Source organism: Streptomyces sp. NPDC058664 (genome assembly GCF_042716635.1).
In the GTDB taxonomy this organism is placed as follows: Bacteria; Actinomycetota; Actinomycetes; order Streptomycetales; family Streptomycetaceae; genus Streptomyces.
Genome location: NZ_JBHXRW010000023.1, coordinates 79,399 through 92,989, shown reverse-complemented (window position 1 = coordinate 92,989; position 13,591 = coordinate 79,399). Strand labels below are relative to the sequence as shown.

The following is a 13,591-nucleotide window of genomic DNA, read 5'->3' as shown; positions in this document are numbered from 1 at the left end:
GCCTGAGCTGCCTATTGCTCAGGCTGTTGCTGTTTTCTTGCGCCGGTTCGTGATGATCTGTCCGGCCAGGACCATCAGTACCGCGAGGACGAACATCGCGGTGCCGATGACGTTGATCTGTACGGGGGTTCCTCGCTGCGCCGAGCCCCAGACGAACATGGGGAAGGTCACGGTGGAGGGACCCGCGTTGAAGTTGGTGATGATGAAGTCGTCGAACGAGAGCGCGAAGGCGAGCAGGGCGCCGGCGGCGATGCCGGGCGCGGCGATCGGCAGGGTGACGCGCAGGAAGGTCTGCACGGGGCCCGCGTAGAGGTCGCGCGCGGCTTCCTCCAGGCGCGGGTCCATGGACATGACCCGGGCCTTGACCGCCGTCACGACGAACGACAGACAGAACGTGATGTGGGCGATGAGGACCGTCCAGAAGCCCAGCTCGATCCCCATGTTGAGGAAGAGGGTGAGCAGCGAGGCGGCCATGACGACCTCGGGCATCGCCATCGGCAGGAAGATCAGCGAGTTGATCGAGCCGCGCGCCCGGAAGCGGTAGCGGACCAGCGCGAAGGCGATCAGCGTGCCGAGGACGAGGGCGCCGACGGTGGCCCAGGCGGCGAGCTGGAGGGAGAGCGAGAGCGACGCGCACATGTCGGCGACGCCGCAGGGGTCCTTCCAGGCGTCCAGGGAGAACCGCTGCCAGGAGTAGTTGAAGCGCCCGTTCGGCTTGTTGAACGAGAACGCCATCACGACGAGGTTCGGCAGGATCATGTACGCGAGCGTCAGCAGGCCCGCGATGACGACGAGGTTGCGGCGGATCCAACGCATCAGACCAGGTCCTCCGTTCCCGCTCGGCGGATGTAGACGGTGACCATGACCAGCACGATCGCCATGAGGATGAAGGAGAGCGCGGCCGCCGTCGGGTAGTCGAGGACCCGCAGGAACTGCGACTGGATGACGTTTCCGACCATCTTGGTGTCGGTCGAGCCGAGCAGTTCGGCGTTGACGTAGTCGCCGCTCGCCGGGATGAAGGTGAGCAGGGTGCCGGAGACGACGCCGGGCATCGACAGCGGGAAGGTCACCTTGCGGAAGGTGGTCGCCGGGGAGGCGTACAGGTCCTGCGCGGCTTCGTGGAGCCGCCCGTCGATCCGCTCCAGGGAGGTGTAGAGGGGCAGGATCATGAAGGGCAGGAAGTTGTACGTCAGACCGCAGACGACGGCCATCGGGGTGGCGAGGACGCGGTCGCCCTCGGTCCAGCCGATCCAGCTGGTCACGTCCAGGACGTGGAGCGCGTTGAGCGCGTCGACGACGAGGCTGTCGTCGGCCAGGATCGTCTTCCACGCCAGCGTGCGGATGAGGAAGCTGGTGAAGAAGGGCGCGATGACGAGGACGAGGAGCAGGTTGCGCCAGCGGCCGGCCCTGAAGGCGATCAGGTACGCCAGCGGGTAGCCGAGCAGCAGGCAGAGCAGGGTCGCGGTCCCGGCGTAGAGCAGGGAGCGGACGAACTGCGGCCAGTACTCCTGGAAGGCGTCCCAGTAGGTCTGGAAGTGCCAGGTGACCTGGAAGCCCTTCTCCAGGGAGCCGGTCTGCACCGAGGTCGAGGCCTGGTAGACCATCGGCAGCGCGAAGAAGACGAGCAGCCAGATGATGCCGGGCACGAGCAGCCAGTACGGGACGAGCCGCTTGCGGGTGGGAGGCTTGCGCAGAGCCGGTTCTTCGGCCGGGGCCGGCGCCTCCTTCGTCAGGGTGGGGGCGCTCACAGGGAGTCCTCCACCGTCTCCACGCCCGCGTCGATGTCCTGGGCCGCGTCGAGGCCGAAGGTGTGCGCCGGGTTCCAGTGCAGGACGACCTCGGCGCCGGGAACCAGTCGGGTGTCCCGCTCGATATTCTGCTCGTACACCTGGAGTTCCGCGCCCGCCGGGCTGTTCACCACGTACTGGGTGGAGACGCCGATGAACGAGGAGTCGGCGATCCGGCCGGTGACCCGGTTGCGGCCGTCGGCGATCGTGCCCGCGTCGTCGGCGTGCGCGAGCGAGATCTTCTCGGGGCGGACGCCCACGAGCACCTTGCCGCCCTGGCGGACGGCGGAGGTACAGCGGTCGCCGGGCACCCGGAGCTTGCCGCCGCCCGCCGTGACGAGCACGTCGGCGCTGGGGGAACCCGTCTCCAGGACCTCGGCCTCGATGAGGTTGGAGGTGCCGAGGAAGTTGGCGACGAACGTCGTGCTCGGGTTCTCGTACAGGTCGGCGGGGGCGCCGAGCTGCTCGACGCGGCCGCCGTTCATCACCGCGACCTGGTCGGCCATCGTCATGGCCTCCTCCTGGTCGTGGGTGACGTGCACGAAGGTGATGCCGACCTCGGTCTGGATCCGCTTGAGCTCCAGCTGCATCTGACGGCGCAGCTTGAGGTCGAGGGCGCCGAGCGGCTCGTCGAGGAGCAGCACCTGCGGGTGGTTGATGAGCGCGCGGGCCACGGCGACGCGCTGCTGCTGGCCGCCGGAGAGCTGGTGCGGCTTGTGGTGGGCCTTGTCGCCGAGCTGGACGAGCTCCAGCATGTCGTCGACCTGCTTCTTCACCGACTTGATGCCGCGTCGGCGCAGGCCGAAGGCGATGTTCTCGGTGATGTCCATGTGCGGGAAGAGCGCGTAGGACTGGAAGACGGTGTTGACCGGCCGCTTGTACGGCGGGAGGTCGGTGACGTCCGTGTCGCCGAGGAAGACGGTGCCGGTGCTCGGGTCCTCCAGGCCGGCGATCATGCGCAGCGTGGTGGTCTTGCCGCAGCCGGAGGCGCCGAGGAGGGCGAAGAAGGAGCCCTGCGGGATGGTGAGGTCGAGCGGGTGGACGGCGGTGAAGGAGCCGTACGACTTGCTGATCCCGGTGAGACGGACGTCGCCGCCGGTGTTCTTGTCAGTCATGGGTTGTGGTCCCAGGGGAGTGAGAGAGGTGGACGACGTGGGCCTCAGGCGCCGATGAGCTTGGCGAACTTCGCCTCGTACGCGGTCTCCTCCGCGCTGGTGAGGGAGCGGAAGGCGTGCGACTTCCTGGCCATGGCCTTGTCCGGGAGGATCAGCGTGTTGTTCGCGAGCTCGGGGTCGATCTTGGCGAGCTCGTCCTTCACCCCGTCGACGGGACAGACGTAGTTGATGTACGCGGCGAGCTGGGCGGCGACGGGAAGCTCGTAGTAGTGGTCGATGAGCTTCTCGGCGTTCGTCTTGTGCCGGGCCTGCGCGGGGACGAGCAGGTTGTCACTGGAGGTGATGTAGCCGGCGGACGGGATGGAGAACCTGATGTCCGGGTTGTCCGCCTGGAGCTGGATGATGTCGCCGGCCCAGGCGAGGCAGGCGGCGATGTCGCCCTTGTCCAGGTCGGAGGTGTAGTCGTTGCCGGTGAAGCGGCGGATCTGCTTCTTGTCGACGCCCTTCTGGAGGCGTCCGACGGCCGCGTCGTAGTCGGCGTCCGTGAAGTTCCCCGGGTCCTTGCCCATGTCGAGCAGGGTCATGCCGACGGAGTCGCGCATCTCGGTGAGGAAACCGACCCGGCCCTTGAGCGAGGGGTCGTCCAGGAGCTGGGTGACCGAGTCGACCTTCTTCCCGCCGGTCGCCTTCGCGTTGTACGCGATGACGGTGGAGATGCCGGTCCACGGGTACGAGTAGGACCGGCCCGGGTCCCAGTCGGGGCGGCGGAACTGGCTGGAGAGGTTGGCGTACGCGTTGGGCAGGTTGGCCGGGTCGAGCTTCTGCGCCCAGCCGAGCCGGATCATGCGGGCGGCGAGCCAGTCGGTGACGCATATGAGGTCACGGCCGGTGTCCTGGCCGGCCGCGAGCTGCGGCTTGATCTTGCCGAAGAACTCGACGTTGTCGTTGATGTCCTCGGTGTACTTGACCTTGATCCCGGTGCGTTTCGTGAACGCCTCCAGGGTGGGGCGGGCCTTCTCGTCCTCGCTGACGTCCATGTACTCGGTCCAGTTGGAGAAGGCGAGGGTCTTCTCCTTGGCCGAGACGTCGATGGACGCGGGGCCCTGGCCCTCCCGCTTGGCCGGCGGGATGCCACAGGCGCTCAGACCGGCGAGGCCGCCGACCGTGAGCGCGCCGACGCCGCCCGCGCGCAGCATCGAACGGCGGGTGAGGGCGCCCCGGCCGCTCGTCAGGCTGCGTCGTATCGCCGCCGTCTGCGCGGCGGACAGGCTGTCAGGCTCGTACTGCTCCATGCGCTGTGCCCTTTCGGGATGGTGTGAGCCGCTGGTCCCGCGGCGAACTGCTATCGGTCCCCGAAGATCGTGCGGTGCCAGTCCTTCGCCGCCACCGCGGTGTTGTCGAACATCACGTGCTTGACCTGCGTGTACTCCTCGAAGGAGTACGCCGACATGTCCTTTCCGTAACCGGATGCCTTGGTGCCGCCGTGGGGCATCTCGCTGATGATCGGGATGTGGTCGTTGACCCACACGCATCCCGCCTTGATCTCCCGGGTGGCGCGGTTGGCCCGGTAGACGTCACGGCTCCAGGCCGAGGCGGCCAGACCGTAGGGGGTGTCGTTGGCGAGCCGGATGCCCTCGTCGTCGCTGTCGAAGGGCAGGGCCACCAGAACCGGGCCGAAGATCTCCGACTGCACGACCTCGCTGTCCTGCGCGGCTCCGGTGATCAGGGTCGGACGATAGTACGCACCGTCCTTGAGGTCACCTCCAGGAGCTTCGCCGCCGGTGACGACGGTGGCGTACGCGCGGGCGCGCTCGACGAAGCCGGCGACGCTGTCGCGGTGGCGGTGGCTGACGAGCGGGCCGAGGTCGGTGGTCGGCTCGAAGGGGTCGCCGAGGCGGACGGTCTCCATCAGTTCGGCGACGCGCGCGACGAAGGCGTCGAAGAGCGGGCGCTGGACGTACGCGCGCGTGGCGGCGGTGCAGTCCTGGCCGCTGTTGATGAGGGAGGCGGCGACGGCGCCGTGGGCGGCGGCCTCCAGGTCGGCGTCGTCGAAGACGACGAACGGGGCCTTGCCGCCGAGTTCCAGGTGGAGGCGCTTCACGGTGGCGGTGGCGATCTCGGCGACCCGCTTGCCGACCGGGGTGGAGCCGGTGAAGGAGGTCATGACGACGTCGGGGTGGCCGACGAGGTGTTCGCCGACGGTCCGGCCGGCGCCGTTGACGATGTTGATCACGCCGTCGGGGATGCCGGCGTCCGTCGCGGCCTGCGCGAACATCAGGGAGGTCAGCGGGGTGAGCTCGGCGGGCTTCAGGACGATCGTGTTGCCGGCGGCGACGGCCGGCAGGATCTTCCAGGCGGCCATCTGGAGGGGGTAGTTCCAGGGGGCGATGGAGCCGACGACACCGAGGGGCTCGCGCCGGATGTACGAGGTGTGGTCGCCGCTGTACTCGCCGGCCGACTGGCCCTGGAGGTGGCGTGCGGCCCCCGCGAAGAAGGCGGTGTTGTCGACGGTGCCGGGCACGTCGAACTCGGTGGTGAGCTTGAGGGGCTTGCCGCACTGGAGGGACTCCACGCGGGCGAAGTCCTCGGCCCGTTCGGCGAGGATCCCGGCGAACCGGTGCAGCGCGTCGGAGCGCTCGCCCGGGGTGGCGCCCGCCCAGCCCGGGAACGCCGCCCTGGCCGCGGCCACGGCCTCGTCGACGTCGGCGGTGGAGGCGAGCGTGTACGTGTAGACGCTCTCCCCGGTGGCCGGATCGATCACGTGGTGTTCCTGACCGGACGTTCCGGCACGGAGCCGCCCGCCGATGTACTGCGCGCCGTCCGCGAAGCGGCCCGTCACCTGGAAGCGGTTGCCCATGACGCTCTCCGTTGTCCCAGCTTGAATTGAGTGCCGATCCTGACAGAGGGCAGGCACTCCAACAAGTGATTCCGTTGTTGCCTTTTGGTTACGCGACGGAATCGGTCGACCATGTGTCGAGGCGCCCCGAAAATCTCCGTACGGAGTGTCCGTGGCGGCTGTCAGACTCGCGTGCATGAACAAGATCGAGGAGCTGACGCAGCAGGTCAACAGGGGTGACAAGGTCAAGTGGCTGCACTTCTGGGGGCACCGTCCGCACCCGGAGGGACGCCTCTCGGCGAGCTGTCTGAGCCAGTGGTGGCCGGCACCCTTCGTGGTCGACGGCGTCCCCTACGCGACGGCGGAGCACTGGATGATGGCGGCCAAGGCCCGGCTCTTCGGGGACCCGGACGCCGAGCGGGCCGCGCTGACCGCCCGCACCCCGGCCGAGGCCAAGAAGGCTGGGCGGCTCGTGAGGGACTTCGACCAGGCCGTGTGGGAGCGGGAGCGCTTCGGGATCGTCGTGGCGGGCAGCGTCCACAAGTTCGCCTCGGACGAGGCGCTGCGCGCGTACCTCCTGGGGACGGGCACCCGTGTCCTGGTGGAGGCCAGTCCGGTGGACCGCGTCTGGGGGATCGGCATGGCCGCCGACGACCCCGGCGCCCACGACCCCGCCCGGTGGCGCGGCCTGAACCTCCTGGGCTTCGCCCTCATGGAGGCACGGGAGCGGCTGCGGGGGGCTTGAGACGCGGGAGGGCCCCGCACCGGAGACCGGTGCGGGGCCCTTTCCCGCAGGGTTCCCACAGGAACGACCTCAGCGGCCGCTCTCGACCACCAGGCTCGATCCGAACGGGTCCCCGTCGGTCCCCGAGTCCTCGAAGGTCGAGGGGTCCTGGGTGACCGCCCAGATGACGAAGCCCAGGAAGACGGCGCTCACCACGGTGCCGATCGCGCCGAGGATGACGCCCGCGAGCGCCATGCCCCGGTTGGTCGCCTCGCCCCGGCCCGCCTTCTTCATGCCGATGACGCCGAAGATCAGCGCCAGGATGCCGAGGACCATCCCCAGGCCGTACAGGCAGAAGCCCGCCACCGCGATGATGCCGAGCACCATCGAGGCCGTCCCCATGCCGTTGGACGGGGACTGCGGGTAGCCGGACTGGCCGGGGTAGCCGCTGCCGTACGACGACGGGTACCCGGGATAGCCGTATCCGGAGGGCGCTCCGGGCGCCGGGGTGACCGGCGTCGGGGCCGTCGGGTAGCCGTACCCGCCGGACGTGTCCGCCGCCGGGTAGCCGTACGCGCCGGAGGTGGCCGCCGGGCCGCCGGGTGCCACCGGCGGCGGCGGTACCGCTCCGGTGTCCGGCGTCAGCGGCATGGACGTGACGGTCTGCTGGTCGTGCACCGGCGACGGCGTCACCGGCTTGCTCAGTTCCACCCCGTCACGGTTCGGCGGAGCCCACGGGTCCGTCGGGTCGTACCCGTCCCGCGACTGGTCTCGATTGTCAGACATGGGCCTCCCCCATCATGGTCCCGCCATGCTAAGGCCTCACCCCTCCGGGGGAACCGCCCGGCCTACGATGATCCGATGACCGATCTCCATCCCTTCATCGCGGGCCTGCCCAAGGCCGAGCTGCACGTCCACCACGTGGGCTCCGCCTCGCCCCGCATCGTGGCCGAGCTGGCGGCCCGGCACCCCGACTCCAAGGTCCCCACGGACCCGGAGGCGCTGGCCGACTACTTCACGTTCACCGACTTCGCGCACTTCATCGACGTCTACCTGTCGGTCGTCGACCTGGTCCGCACCCCCGAGGACGTCCGGCTCCTCACCTTCGAGATCGCCCGTGACATGGCCCGGCAGAACATCCGGTACGCCGAGCTGACCATCACCCCGTACTCCTCCACCCGCCGGGGCATCGACGAGCGCGCCTTCATGGCGGCGATCGAGGACGCCCGCAAGTCGGCCGAGGCCGAGTTCGGCACCGTCCTGCGCTGGTGCTTCGACATCCCGGGCGAGGCCGGCCTCGTCTCCGCCGAGGAGACCGCGCGCCTCGCCACGACCGACGGCCTGCGCCCCGAGGGCCTGGTCTCCTTCGGTCTCGGCGGCCCGGAGATCGGGGTGCCGCGTCCGCAGTTCAAGCCGTACTTCGACCTGGCACGGGCGGCCGGTCTGCACTCGGTGCCGCACGCGGGCGAGACGACGGGACCGCAGACGGTCTGGGACGCGATCAACGACCTGGGGGCCGAGCGCATCGGCCACGGCACCAGTTCGGTCCAGGACCCGGCGCTCCTCGCCCACCTGGCGGAGCACCGCATCGCCCTGGAGGTCTGCCCGACCTCGAACATCGCCACGCGCGCCGTCGCCACCCTGGACGAGCACCCGATCCGGCGGATGGTGGAGGCCGGCGTCCTCGTCACGGTCAACAGCGACGACCCGCCGATGTTCGGCACCGACCTCAACACCGAGTACGCGGTCGCGGCCCGTCTCCTCGGCCTCGACGAGCGCGGTGTCGCCGCCCTCGCGAAGAACGCGGTGGAGGCCTCGTTCCTCGACTCGGCCGGCAAGGCCCGGATCGCCGCCGAGATCGACACGTACACCGACGGCTGGCTCGCGCGCTGACGACGGCGAGAATGGGTCCATGGACTCCGACACCGCCAGGGATCTGACCGCCTTCCGGGAAGCCGCCGGGAGGCACGTCACCGTCGTGGGCCATCGCGGCGACCCGTACCGCGTCCGCGAGAACACGCTCCGCTCGATCGGCTCGGCGATCGAGCGGGGCGCGGGCGCGGTGGAGGTCGACGTCCGGCTGACGAAGGACGGGGTGCCCGTCCTCCTCCACGACGACACGCTGAAGCGCCTCTGGCGCCACGACCGTCCCCTCGCCTCGCTCTCGTACGAGCAGGTCCGCGAGCTGACGTACGGCGGGGTGCCGACCCTGCGCGAGGCGCTGCTGACCGCCGGGGAGAACCGCCTGATGCTGGACCTGCCGGGCGGCGACGAGAACTCGGTCCGCACGATCGTGGGCACGGTCCGCGAGTGCGGCGCCGGGGAGCGGGTGTACTACTGCGCCGGGGCCGTCGCCATGCTCCAGGTGCGCGCCGCCGACCCGGCCGCCGAGATCGCCCTGACGTGGACCTCGCTCGCGCCGCCCCGCCCGGTGCTGCTCGACGCCGTACGGCCGCGGTGGCTCAACTACCGCTTCGGGCTGCTGAGTCGGGAGCTGACCGAGCGGGTGCACCGGGACGGTCTGCTCGTCTCGGCCTGGACGCCGGACACGGCCCGCACCATGCGTAAGCTGATCATGTACGGGGTCGACGCGGTCACCACGAACCGGGTCGGCACACTCGCCGACGTCCTGCGAAAGGCCCGCGCGTGAACGACCGGATCCGGACCGACATCGCCCACAACGCCCGAGTGTGGAACTACTGGCTCGGCGGCAAGGACAACTACCCGGTGGACCGCGCCGTCGGCGACCAGGTCACCGCCTTCTACCCGAGCATCGGCGAAGTGGCGCGCGCGGACCGGGCGTTCCTCGGCCGCGCGGTGACCCATCTGGCCGCCGAGGCCGGCGTACGCCAGTTCCTGGACATCGGTACGGGCCTGCCGACCGCCGACAACACCCACGAGGTGGCCCAGCGGGTCGCCCCCGACGCCCGGATCGTCTACGTCGACAACGACCCGATCGTCCTCACCCACGCCCGCGCGCTCCTGACGAGCGCGCCGGAGGGGGTCACCGAGTACGTGGACGCCGACGCCCACGACCCGGAGAAGATCCTGGCGGCGGCCGGTGCGACGCTCGACCTCTCCCGTCCGGTCGCGGTGATGATGCTCGGCATCCTCAACTTCGTCCTCGACACCGACGAGGCCCGGTCGATCGTGCGGACCCTGATGGACGCCGTCCCCTCCGGCAGCCATCTGGTCCTGACGCACCCCACCCTGGAGCCGGAGCTCGGCGGCGAGGGCAACAAGGCCGCGATGGCCTTCTGGAACGAGAACGCGACGCCGCCGATCACCGCCCGGAGCCGCGCCGAGTTCGCCTCGTTCCTCGACGGTCTCGACGTCCTGGAGCCCGGCATCGTGTCCTGCGCCCGCTGGCGCCCCGCCGTCGCGGAGGCGTACACGGTGGCGCAGTTCGGCGCGGTGGGCCGCAAGCCGTAATGGGCGTACGGGGGGACGTCCGCGGCCGATGGGAGCGGGCGCGGACCTGGGGCGCGGCGAACCCGTGGGGGGTCGACCTCGGGATCGCGCTGCTCGTGCAGGCGGCGATGACGATGCCGTTCGTGGTGCCGCGCCCGCCCGAGCTCGAACCGGCGACCTGGGCCGCGTACGGGCTCACGACGCTCACCGTGCTGCCTCTCGTCTGGCGGCGGCGCGCCCCCGTCGCCGTACTGCTCGCGATCATGGCGGCGAGCGCGCTGTACGAACTGGCCCTGGAGGGGCCGGGGCAGCCGCTGCCGTACACCGGGCTCGTCATCGTCTACACGATCGCGCTCCTCTCCTCCCCGTGGAAGCGGCTCGCGACGGCGGGGCTCCTGCTCGTCGCGGTGCCGGTCTCGGTGTGGCTCAACACCCGGTCGGTGCGCGAACTGACGTTCTCGCTCTTCGTGTTCGGCGCCGCCCATGTCTTCGGCCGGCTCCAGGACGCCCGGCAGCGCGCCCACCGGATCGAGGCCGAGCGGGCCGCCGCGCGCGAACGGGCCAGGATCGCCCGGGAGATGCACGACATCCTGTCGCACGCGGTGAGCCTGATGATCGTGCAGGCGGAGGCCGGGCCGGTGGCGGTACGGACGGCGCCGGAGCGGGCCGAGGCCGCGTTCGAGGCGATCTCGGAGACGGGCCGCGAGGCGATGACCCAGCTGCGGCAGATGCTGGGGCTGCTGCGCGAGGGCGCGGAGGGAGCCGGGGGAGCCGCGCCGAGGGAGCCGCAGCCGGACCTGACCGCGCTCCCCGAGCTCGTGGAGCGCGTCAGGAACAGCGGTCCGGCCGTCTCGTACACGACGGAGGGCGGGGTACGGGCGCTGCCCGCGGCGACCGGCGCGCACGTGTACCGGATCGTGCAGGAGGCGCTGACGAACGTCGTCAAGCACGCGGACGCCCGCACGGTCGACGTCCGGCTCGCCCGTGCCGACGGCGTCCTGCGCGTCACGGTGACCGACGACGGGCGGGGCCCCCGGGGCGGCCCGGGCGGACACGGCCTCGTCGGCATCCGGGAGCGGGCCGCCGCGCACGGCGGGACGGCGACGGCGGGCCCGGGGCCGGGCGGCCGGGGGTTCGAGGTGCGGGTGCTGCTCCCCGTACCCTCCACGGCGGACACGGCGGAGGTGGGGACATGACGATCCGGGTGGTGGTCGCGGACGACCAGGAACTGGTCCGCAGCGGCTTCGCGATGATCCTGGACGCGCAGCCGGACATCGAGGTGGTGGCGGAGGCCGGGGACGGGGCGGCGGCGGTCGAGGCGGTGCGCCGGCACGCGCCGGACGTGGTGCTGCTCGACATCCGGATGCCCGGCACCGACGGCATCGAGGCCTGCCGGGCGATCAGCGCGGAGTCGGGCTGCCGGGCGGTGATGCTGACGACCTTCGACACCGACGCGTACGTGTACGAGGCGCTGCACGCGGGCGCGAGCGGCTTCCTCCTCAAGGACGTGCGGCGGGACGACCTGGTGCACGCGGTACGGGTGGTGGCGGCGGGCGACTCGCTGCTCGCGCCGTCGGTGGCGCGGCGGCTCGTGGAGCAGTACACGGCGGGCGGCCCGCGCCGGACGGCGGCGGGTCCGGACCCGCGGCTCGACGTGCTGACGGGCCGGGAGCGGGAGACCCTGCTGCTGCTCGCGCGCGGTCTGTCCAACGCGGAGATCGCGGCGGAGCTGGTGGTCAGCGACCACACGGTGAAGACGCACGTGGGGAACGTGCTCGCCAAACTGGGTCTGCGCGACCGGATCCAGGCGGTGATCTGCGCGTACGAGACGGGTCTGGTGGCCGTGGGGTCTCCCCCGCCCGGGGGAGGCGGGTCCCCCGCGCCGGGGAGGAACCGACCGGCGGAAGACCGCCGGTGCGGGTGATCCACCGATCGGCCCCGGTCAGCAGGATGGAGCCATCGAGAACGACGGCTCACACCACCGGAGTTGACCATGAGGAAACCCACCCGCACGCTGCTCGCCGCCGCCCTGGTCCTGGGCGTGGCGGCAGGACCGGCGCTGACCCCGGCCTTCGCGCAGCCCTCGGCGTCGACGGCCGTGTCCGCCCCGTCGAACCCTGACCTGGGCGCGGTGATCGCGGGACTCCCCCGGGCCGACGCGACGGCCGCGCTCGTGCGGGTCGGCGGCACCGAGGGCTCCTGGCAGGGCAGTTCGGGCGTCCACGACCTGGAGACGAACGCCCCGGCGGACCCGGCCGCCCGCTTCCGGGCCGGTTCGGTGACGAAGGTGTTCACGGCGGCGACCGTCCTCCAGCTCGCCGCCGAGGGCAGGATCGACCTGGACCGCACGGCCCGCTCGTACCTGCCGGAGCTGATCCCCGGCCGGTACGCGACGGTGACCGTACGCCAGCTCCTGAACCACACCCACGGCATCCCGGCCCCCGACTTCCCCGGCACGACGGTGGAGGAGTGGTACGAGCGCCGCTTCGACGTCCACCCCCCCGAGGGGATGGTCCGCTCGGCGACGGCGAAGCCGCGCGAGTTCCGGCCCGGCACCCGTCAGCACTACCTCAACATCGGGTACACGGTCGCCGGCCTGATCGTGGAGCGGGTGACGGGCGACTCGTTCGAGCACCAGGTGGAGCGGCGCGTCCTGCGCCCGCTCGGTCTCCGGGACACGTACCTCCCGGGGGCGGCCGCCGAGATCACCGGCCCGTACAACCACGGCTACCAGACGATGCGGCTCGACGACGGGACGACCGGGCTGCGGGACGTCTCGGTGTGGCGGGCGACGGACGGCTGGGCGGCCGGTGACCTGGTGTCGACCACCGCCGACCTGGAGCGTTTCACCCGGGAGTTGTTCGCGGGCCGGGTGGTGCGCGGGCCGCTCCTGGAGGAGATGTTCACGCTGCCGAAGGTGCCGGACGTGAGGACCGGCGCCCCGGCCGCGTACTCCGCGGGCCTGTCGATGAAGCGGCTCGGCGGGCGCGAGGTGTGGGGCAAGACGGGTGGCCGCTGGGGCTACAACGCGGCCGTCGCCTCGACCCGCGACGGCGCGCGCACCCTCGCCTACAGCGTGAACGCGACCGACGCGAAGGGCCAGGACATGAACCGGACCGCGCTGGACATCATGGTCGCGGCCTACGGCCTCCCGGACTAGACGGCCACGGGCTCCGGGGCCGTCGCGGCCTTCGCGGCCGCCGTCGCCGTCTCGAGTCGCTTGATCATCCGGCGCACGTGGAGCAGCGGCAGGATCCCGATGACGCCGAAGGACATGTCGATGACGGACCACCAGAAGGGAATGCCCCTGACGGGTCCGCAGATCAGGGCGAGGGGGATGATGCCGACGCAGGCGATCATGCCGAACTCGACGACCCAGACGTTGCGGACGGGGTCGCGGTAGGCGCCGTAGAAGGCGACGGCGATGACGAGGTGGGCGAAGGCCAGCCAGTCGGTGCCGTAGAGGAGGTACGGAGCCCGCTCGTCGGCGAGCTCGAGGCCGCCCCGCACCCGGTCGATCCACTCGGCGAGCCCCGGCAGGAGTTCGGCCACGGGCGCCGCCCAGCCGTCCAGGGAGGCGTCGAGGTAGCGGAGTTCGGTGACGAGCGGGAAGGCGGTGACGCCGCTCAGGATCAGACAGACGACGAAGACGATCAGCCAGACGCGGATGCGCTTGAGAAGGGCTCTCGGCCCGTTCGTGTCGCTCATGACCGCAGCG

General features: G+C 71.1%; 14 protein-coding genes. 7 read left to right on the top strand and 7 right to left on the bottom strand.

Features of this window, described 5'->3' with window-relative positions:
* Positions 1 to 18: 18 nt before the first annotated feature.
* The 5 genes from ACFWUY_RS20290 to ACFWUY_RS20270 are packed head-to-tail and all read right to left on the bottom strand — an operon-like array spanning position 19 to position 5,759.
* Positions 19 to 816, bottom strand: a complete 798-nt coding sequence (locus ACFWUY_RS20290) for an ABC transporter permease (RefSeq protein ID WP_384110026.1) — start codon at positions 814 to 816, stop codon at positions 19 to 21.
* Positions 816 to 1,748, bottom strand: a complete 933-nt coding sequence (locus ACFWUY_RS20285; protein ID WP_384110017.1) for an ABC transporter permease — start codon at positions 1,746 to 1,748, stop codon at positions 816 to 818. Before ACFWUY_RS20285 ends, ACFWUY_RS20290 begins: the two co-directional genes overlap by 1 nt.
* Positions 1,745 to 2,902 carry an ABC transporter ATP-binding protein gene (locus ACFWUY_RS20280; protein ID WP_384110008.1) on the bottom strand — a complete coding sequence of 386 codons (1,158 nt, stop codon included), beginning with the start codon at positions 2,900 to 2,902 and terminating at the stop codon, positions 1,745 to 1,747. The genes ACFWUY_RS20285 and ACFWUY_RS20280 overlap by 4 nt, the downstream gene beginning before the upstream one ends.
* A gap of 44 nt (positions 2,903 to 2,946) precedes the next feature.
* Positions 2,947 to 4,194 carry a PotD/PotF family extracellular solute-binding protein gene (locus ACFWUY_RS20275; protein WP_384110002.1) on the bottom strand — a complete coding sequence of 416 codons (1,248 nt, stop codon included), beginning with the start codon at positions 4,192 to 4,194 and terminating at the stop codon, positions 2,947 to 2,949.
* Between the two features lie 50 nt (positions 4,195 to 4,244).
* Entirely contained in the window at positions 4,245 to 5,759 is a 1,515-nt protein-coding gene (locus ACFWUY_RS20270; RefSeq protein ID WP_384109999.1) for a gamma-aminobutyraldehyde dehydrogenase, read from the bottom strand.
* Between the two features lie 175 nt (positions 5,760 to 5,934).
* Here ACFWUY_RS20270 and ACFWUY_RS20265 point away from each other — a divergent pair, with 175 nt between their 5' ends.
* Complete coding sequence (locus ACFWUY_RS20265) at positions 5,935 to 6,483, top strand: NADAR family protein (RefSeq protein WP_384109996.1); 549 nt, start codon at positions 5,935 to 5,937, stop codon at positions 6,481 to 6,483.
* A gap of 69 nt (positions 6,484 to 6,552) precedes the next feature.
* On the opposite strand, the gene ACFWUY_RS20260 is transcribed toward ACFWUY_RS20265, so the two are convergent.
* Complete coding sequence (locus ACFWUY_RS20260) at positions 6,553 to 7,248, bottom strand: DUF4190 domain-containing protein (protein ID WP_384109993.1); 696 nt, start codon at positions 7,246 to 7,248, stop codon at positions 6,553 to 6,555.
* 75 nt (positions 7,249 to 7,323) lie between these two features.
* On the opposite strand from ACFWUY_RS20260, the gene ACFWUY_RS20255 reads away from it, so the two are divergent.
* The 6 genes from ACFWUY_RS20255 to ACFWUY_RS20230 all read left to right on the top strand — a co-directional run bounded on the left by ACFWUY_RS20255 (position 7,324) and on the right by ACFWUY_RS20230 (position 13,033).
* Complete coding sequence (locus ACFWUY_RS20255) at positions 7,324 to 8,355, top strand: adenosine deaminase (protein ID WP_384109990.1); 1,032 nt, start codon at positions 7,324 to 7,326, stop codon at positions 8,353 to 8,355.
* A 19-nt stretch (positions 8,356 to 8,374) separates the two neighbouring features.
* Positions 8,375 to 9,112: a glycerophosphodiester phosphodiesterase gene (locus tag ACFWUY_RS20250; protein ID WP_384109987.1), complete on the top strand. Its 738-nt coding sequence runs from the start codon at positions 8,375 to 8,377 to the stop codon at positions 9,110 to 9,112.
* Positions 9,109 to 9,894: an SAM-dependent methyltransferase gene (locus tag ACFWUY_RS20245; RefSeq protein ID WP_384109984.1), complete on the top strand. Its 786-nt coding sequence runs from the start codon at positions 9,109 to 9,111 to the stop codon at positions 9,892 to 9,894. The genes ACFWUY_RS20250 and ACFWUY_RS20245 overlap by 4 nt, the downstream gene beginning before the upstream one ends.
* Positions 9,894 to 11,069, top strand: coding sequence for a sensor histidine kinase (locus ACFWUY_RS20240; RefSeq protein ID WP_384109981.1), 1,176 nt, complete (start codon positions 9,894 to 9,896; stop codon positions 11,067 to 11,069). The genes ACFWUY_RS20245 and ACFWUY_RS20240 overlap by 1 nt, the downstream gene beginning before the upstream one ends.
* Positions 11,066 to 11,797 (top strand): response regulator, encoded by a 732-nt coding sequence (locus ACFWUY_RS20235; RefSeq protein WP_384109978.1) that lies wholly within the window; start codon positions 11,066 to 11,068, stop codon positions 11,795 to 11,797. Before ACFWUY_RS20240 ends, ACFWUY_RS20235 begins: the two co-directional genes overlap by 4 nt.
* Positions 11,798 to 11,866: 69 nt before the next feature.
* Positions 11,867 to 13,033, top strand: a complete 1,167-nt coding sequence (locus ACFWUY_RS20230) for a serine hydrolase domain-containing protein (protein WP_384109975.1) — start codon at positions 11,867 to 11,869, stop codon at positions 13,031 to 13,033.
* Here the strand turns inward: ACFWUY_RS20230 and ACFWUY_RS20225 are convergent.
* Complete coding sequence (locus ACFWUY_RS20225; RefSeq protein WP_384109972.1) at positions 13,030 to 13,581, bottom strand: hypothetical protein; 552 nt, start codon at positions 13,579 to 13,581, stop codon at positions 13,030 to 13,032. The two genes, ACFWUY_RS20230 and ACFWUY_RS20225, sit on opposite strands and share 4 nt — an antisense overlap.
* Positions 13,582 to 13,591: the final 10 nt, after the last annotated feature.

What these genes read in the sequence shown, in the direction of transcription:
- ACFWUY_RS20265 (WP_384109996.1), top strand. Translation starts at nt 5,935, where the DNA reads ATGAACAAGATCGAGGAGCTGACGCAGCAGGTCAACAGGGGTGACAAG.
- ACFWUY_RS20225 (WP_384109972.1), bottom strand. Translation starts at nt 13,581, where the DNA reads ATGAGCGACACGAACGGGCCGAGAGCCCTTCTCAAGCGCATCCGCGTC.
- ACFWUY_RS20240 (WP_384109981.1), top strand. Translation starts at nt 9,894, where the DNA reads ATGGGCGTACGGGGGGACGTCCGCGGCCGATGGGAGCGGGCGCGGACC.
- ACFWUY_RS20260 (WP_384109993.1), bottom strand. Translation starts at nt 7,248, where the DNA reads ATGTCTGACAATCGAGACCAGTCGCGGGACGGGTACGACCCGACGGAC.
- ACFWUY_RS20275 (WP_384110002.1), bottom strand. Translation starts at nt 4,194, where the DNA reads ATGGAGCAGTACGAGCCTGACAGCCTGTCCGCCGCGCAGACGGCGGCG.
- ACFWUY_RS20280 (WP_384110008.1), bottom strand. Translation starts at nt 2,902, where the DNA reads ATGACTGACAAGAACACCGGCGGCGACGTCCGTCTCACCGGGATCAGC.
- ACFWUY_RS20270 (WP_384109999.1), bottom strand. Translation starts at nt 5,759, where the DNA reads ATGGGCAACCGCTTCCAGGTGACGGGCCGCTTCGCGGACGGCGCGCAG.
- ACFWUY_RS20255 (WP_384109990.1), top strand. Translation starts at nt 7,324, where the DNA reads ATGACCGATCTCCATCCCTTCATCGCGGGCCTGCCCAAGGCCGAGCTG.
- ACFWUY_RS20235 (WP_384109978.1), top strand. Translation starts at nt 11,066, where the DNA reads ATGACGATCCGGGTGGTGGTCGCGGACGACCAGGAACTGGTCCGCAGC.
- ACFWUY_RS20250 (WP_384109987.1), top strand. Translation starts at nt 8,375, where the DNA reads ATGGACTCCGACACCGCCAGGGATCTGACCGCCTTCCGGGAAGCCGCC.
- ACFWUY_RS20290 (WP_384110026.1), bottom strand. Translation starts at nt 816, where the DNA reads ATGCGTTGGATCCGCCGCAACCTCGTCGTCATCGCGGGCCTGCTGACG.
- ACFWUY_RS20230 (WP_384109975.1), top strand. Translation starts at nt 11,867, where the DNA reads ATGAGGAAACCCACCCGCACGCTGCTCGCCGCCGCCCTGGTCCTGGGC.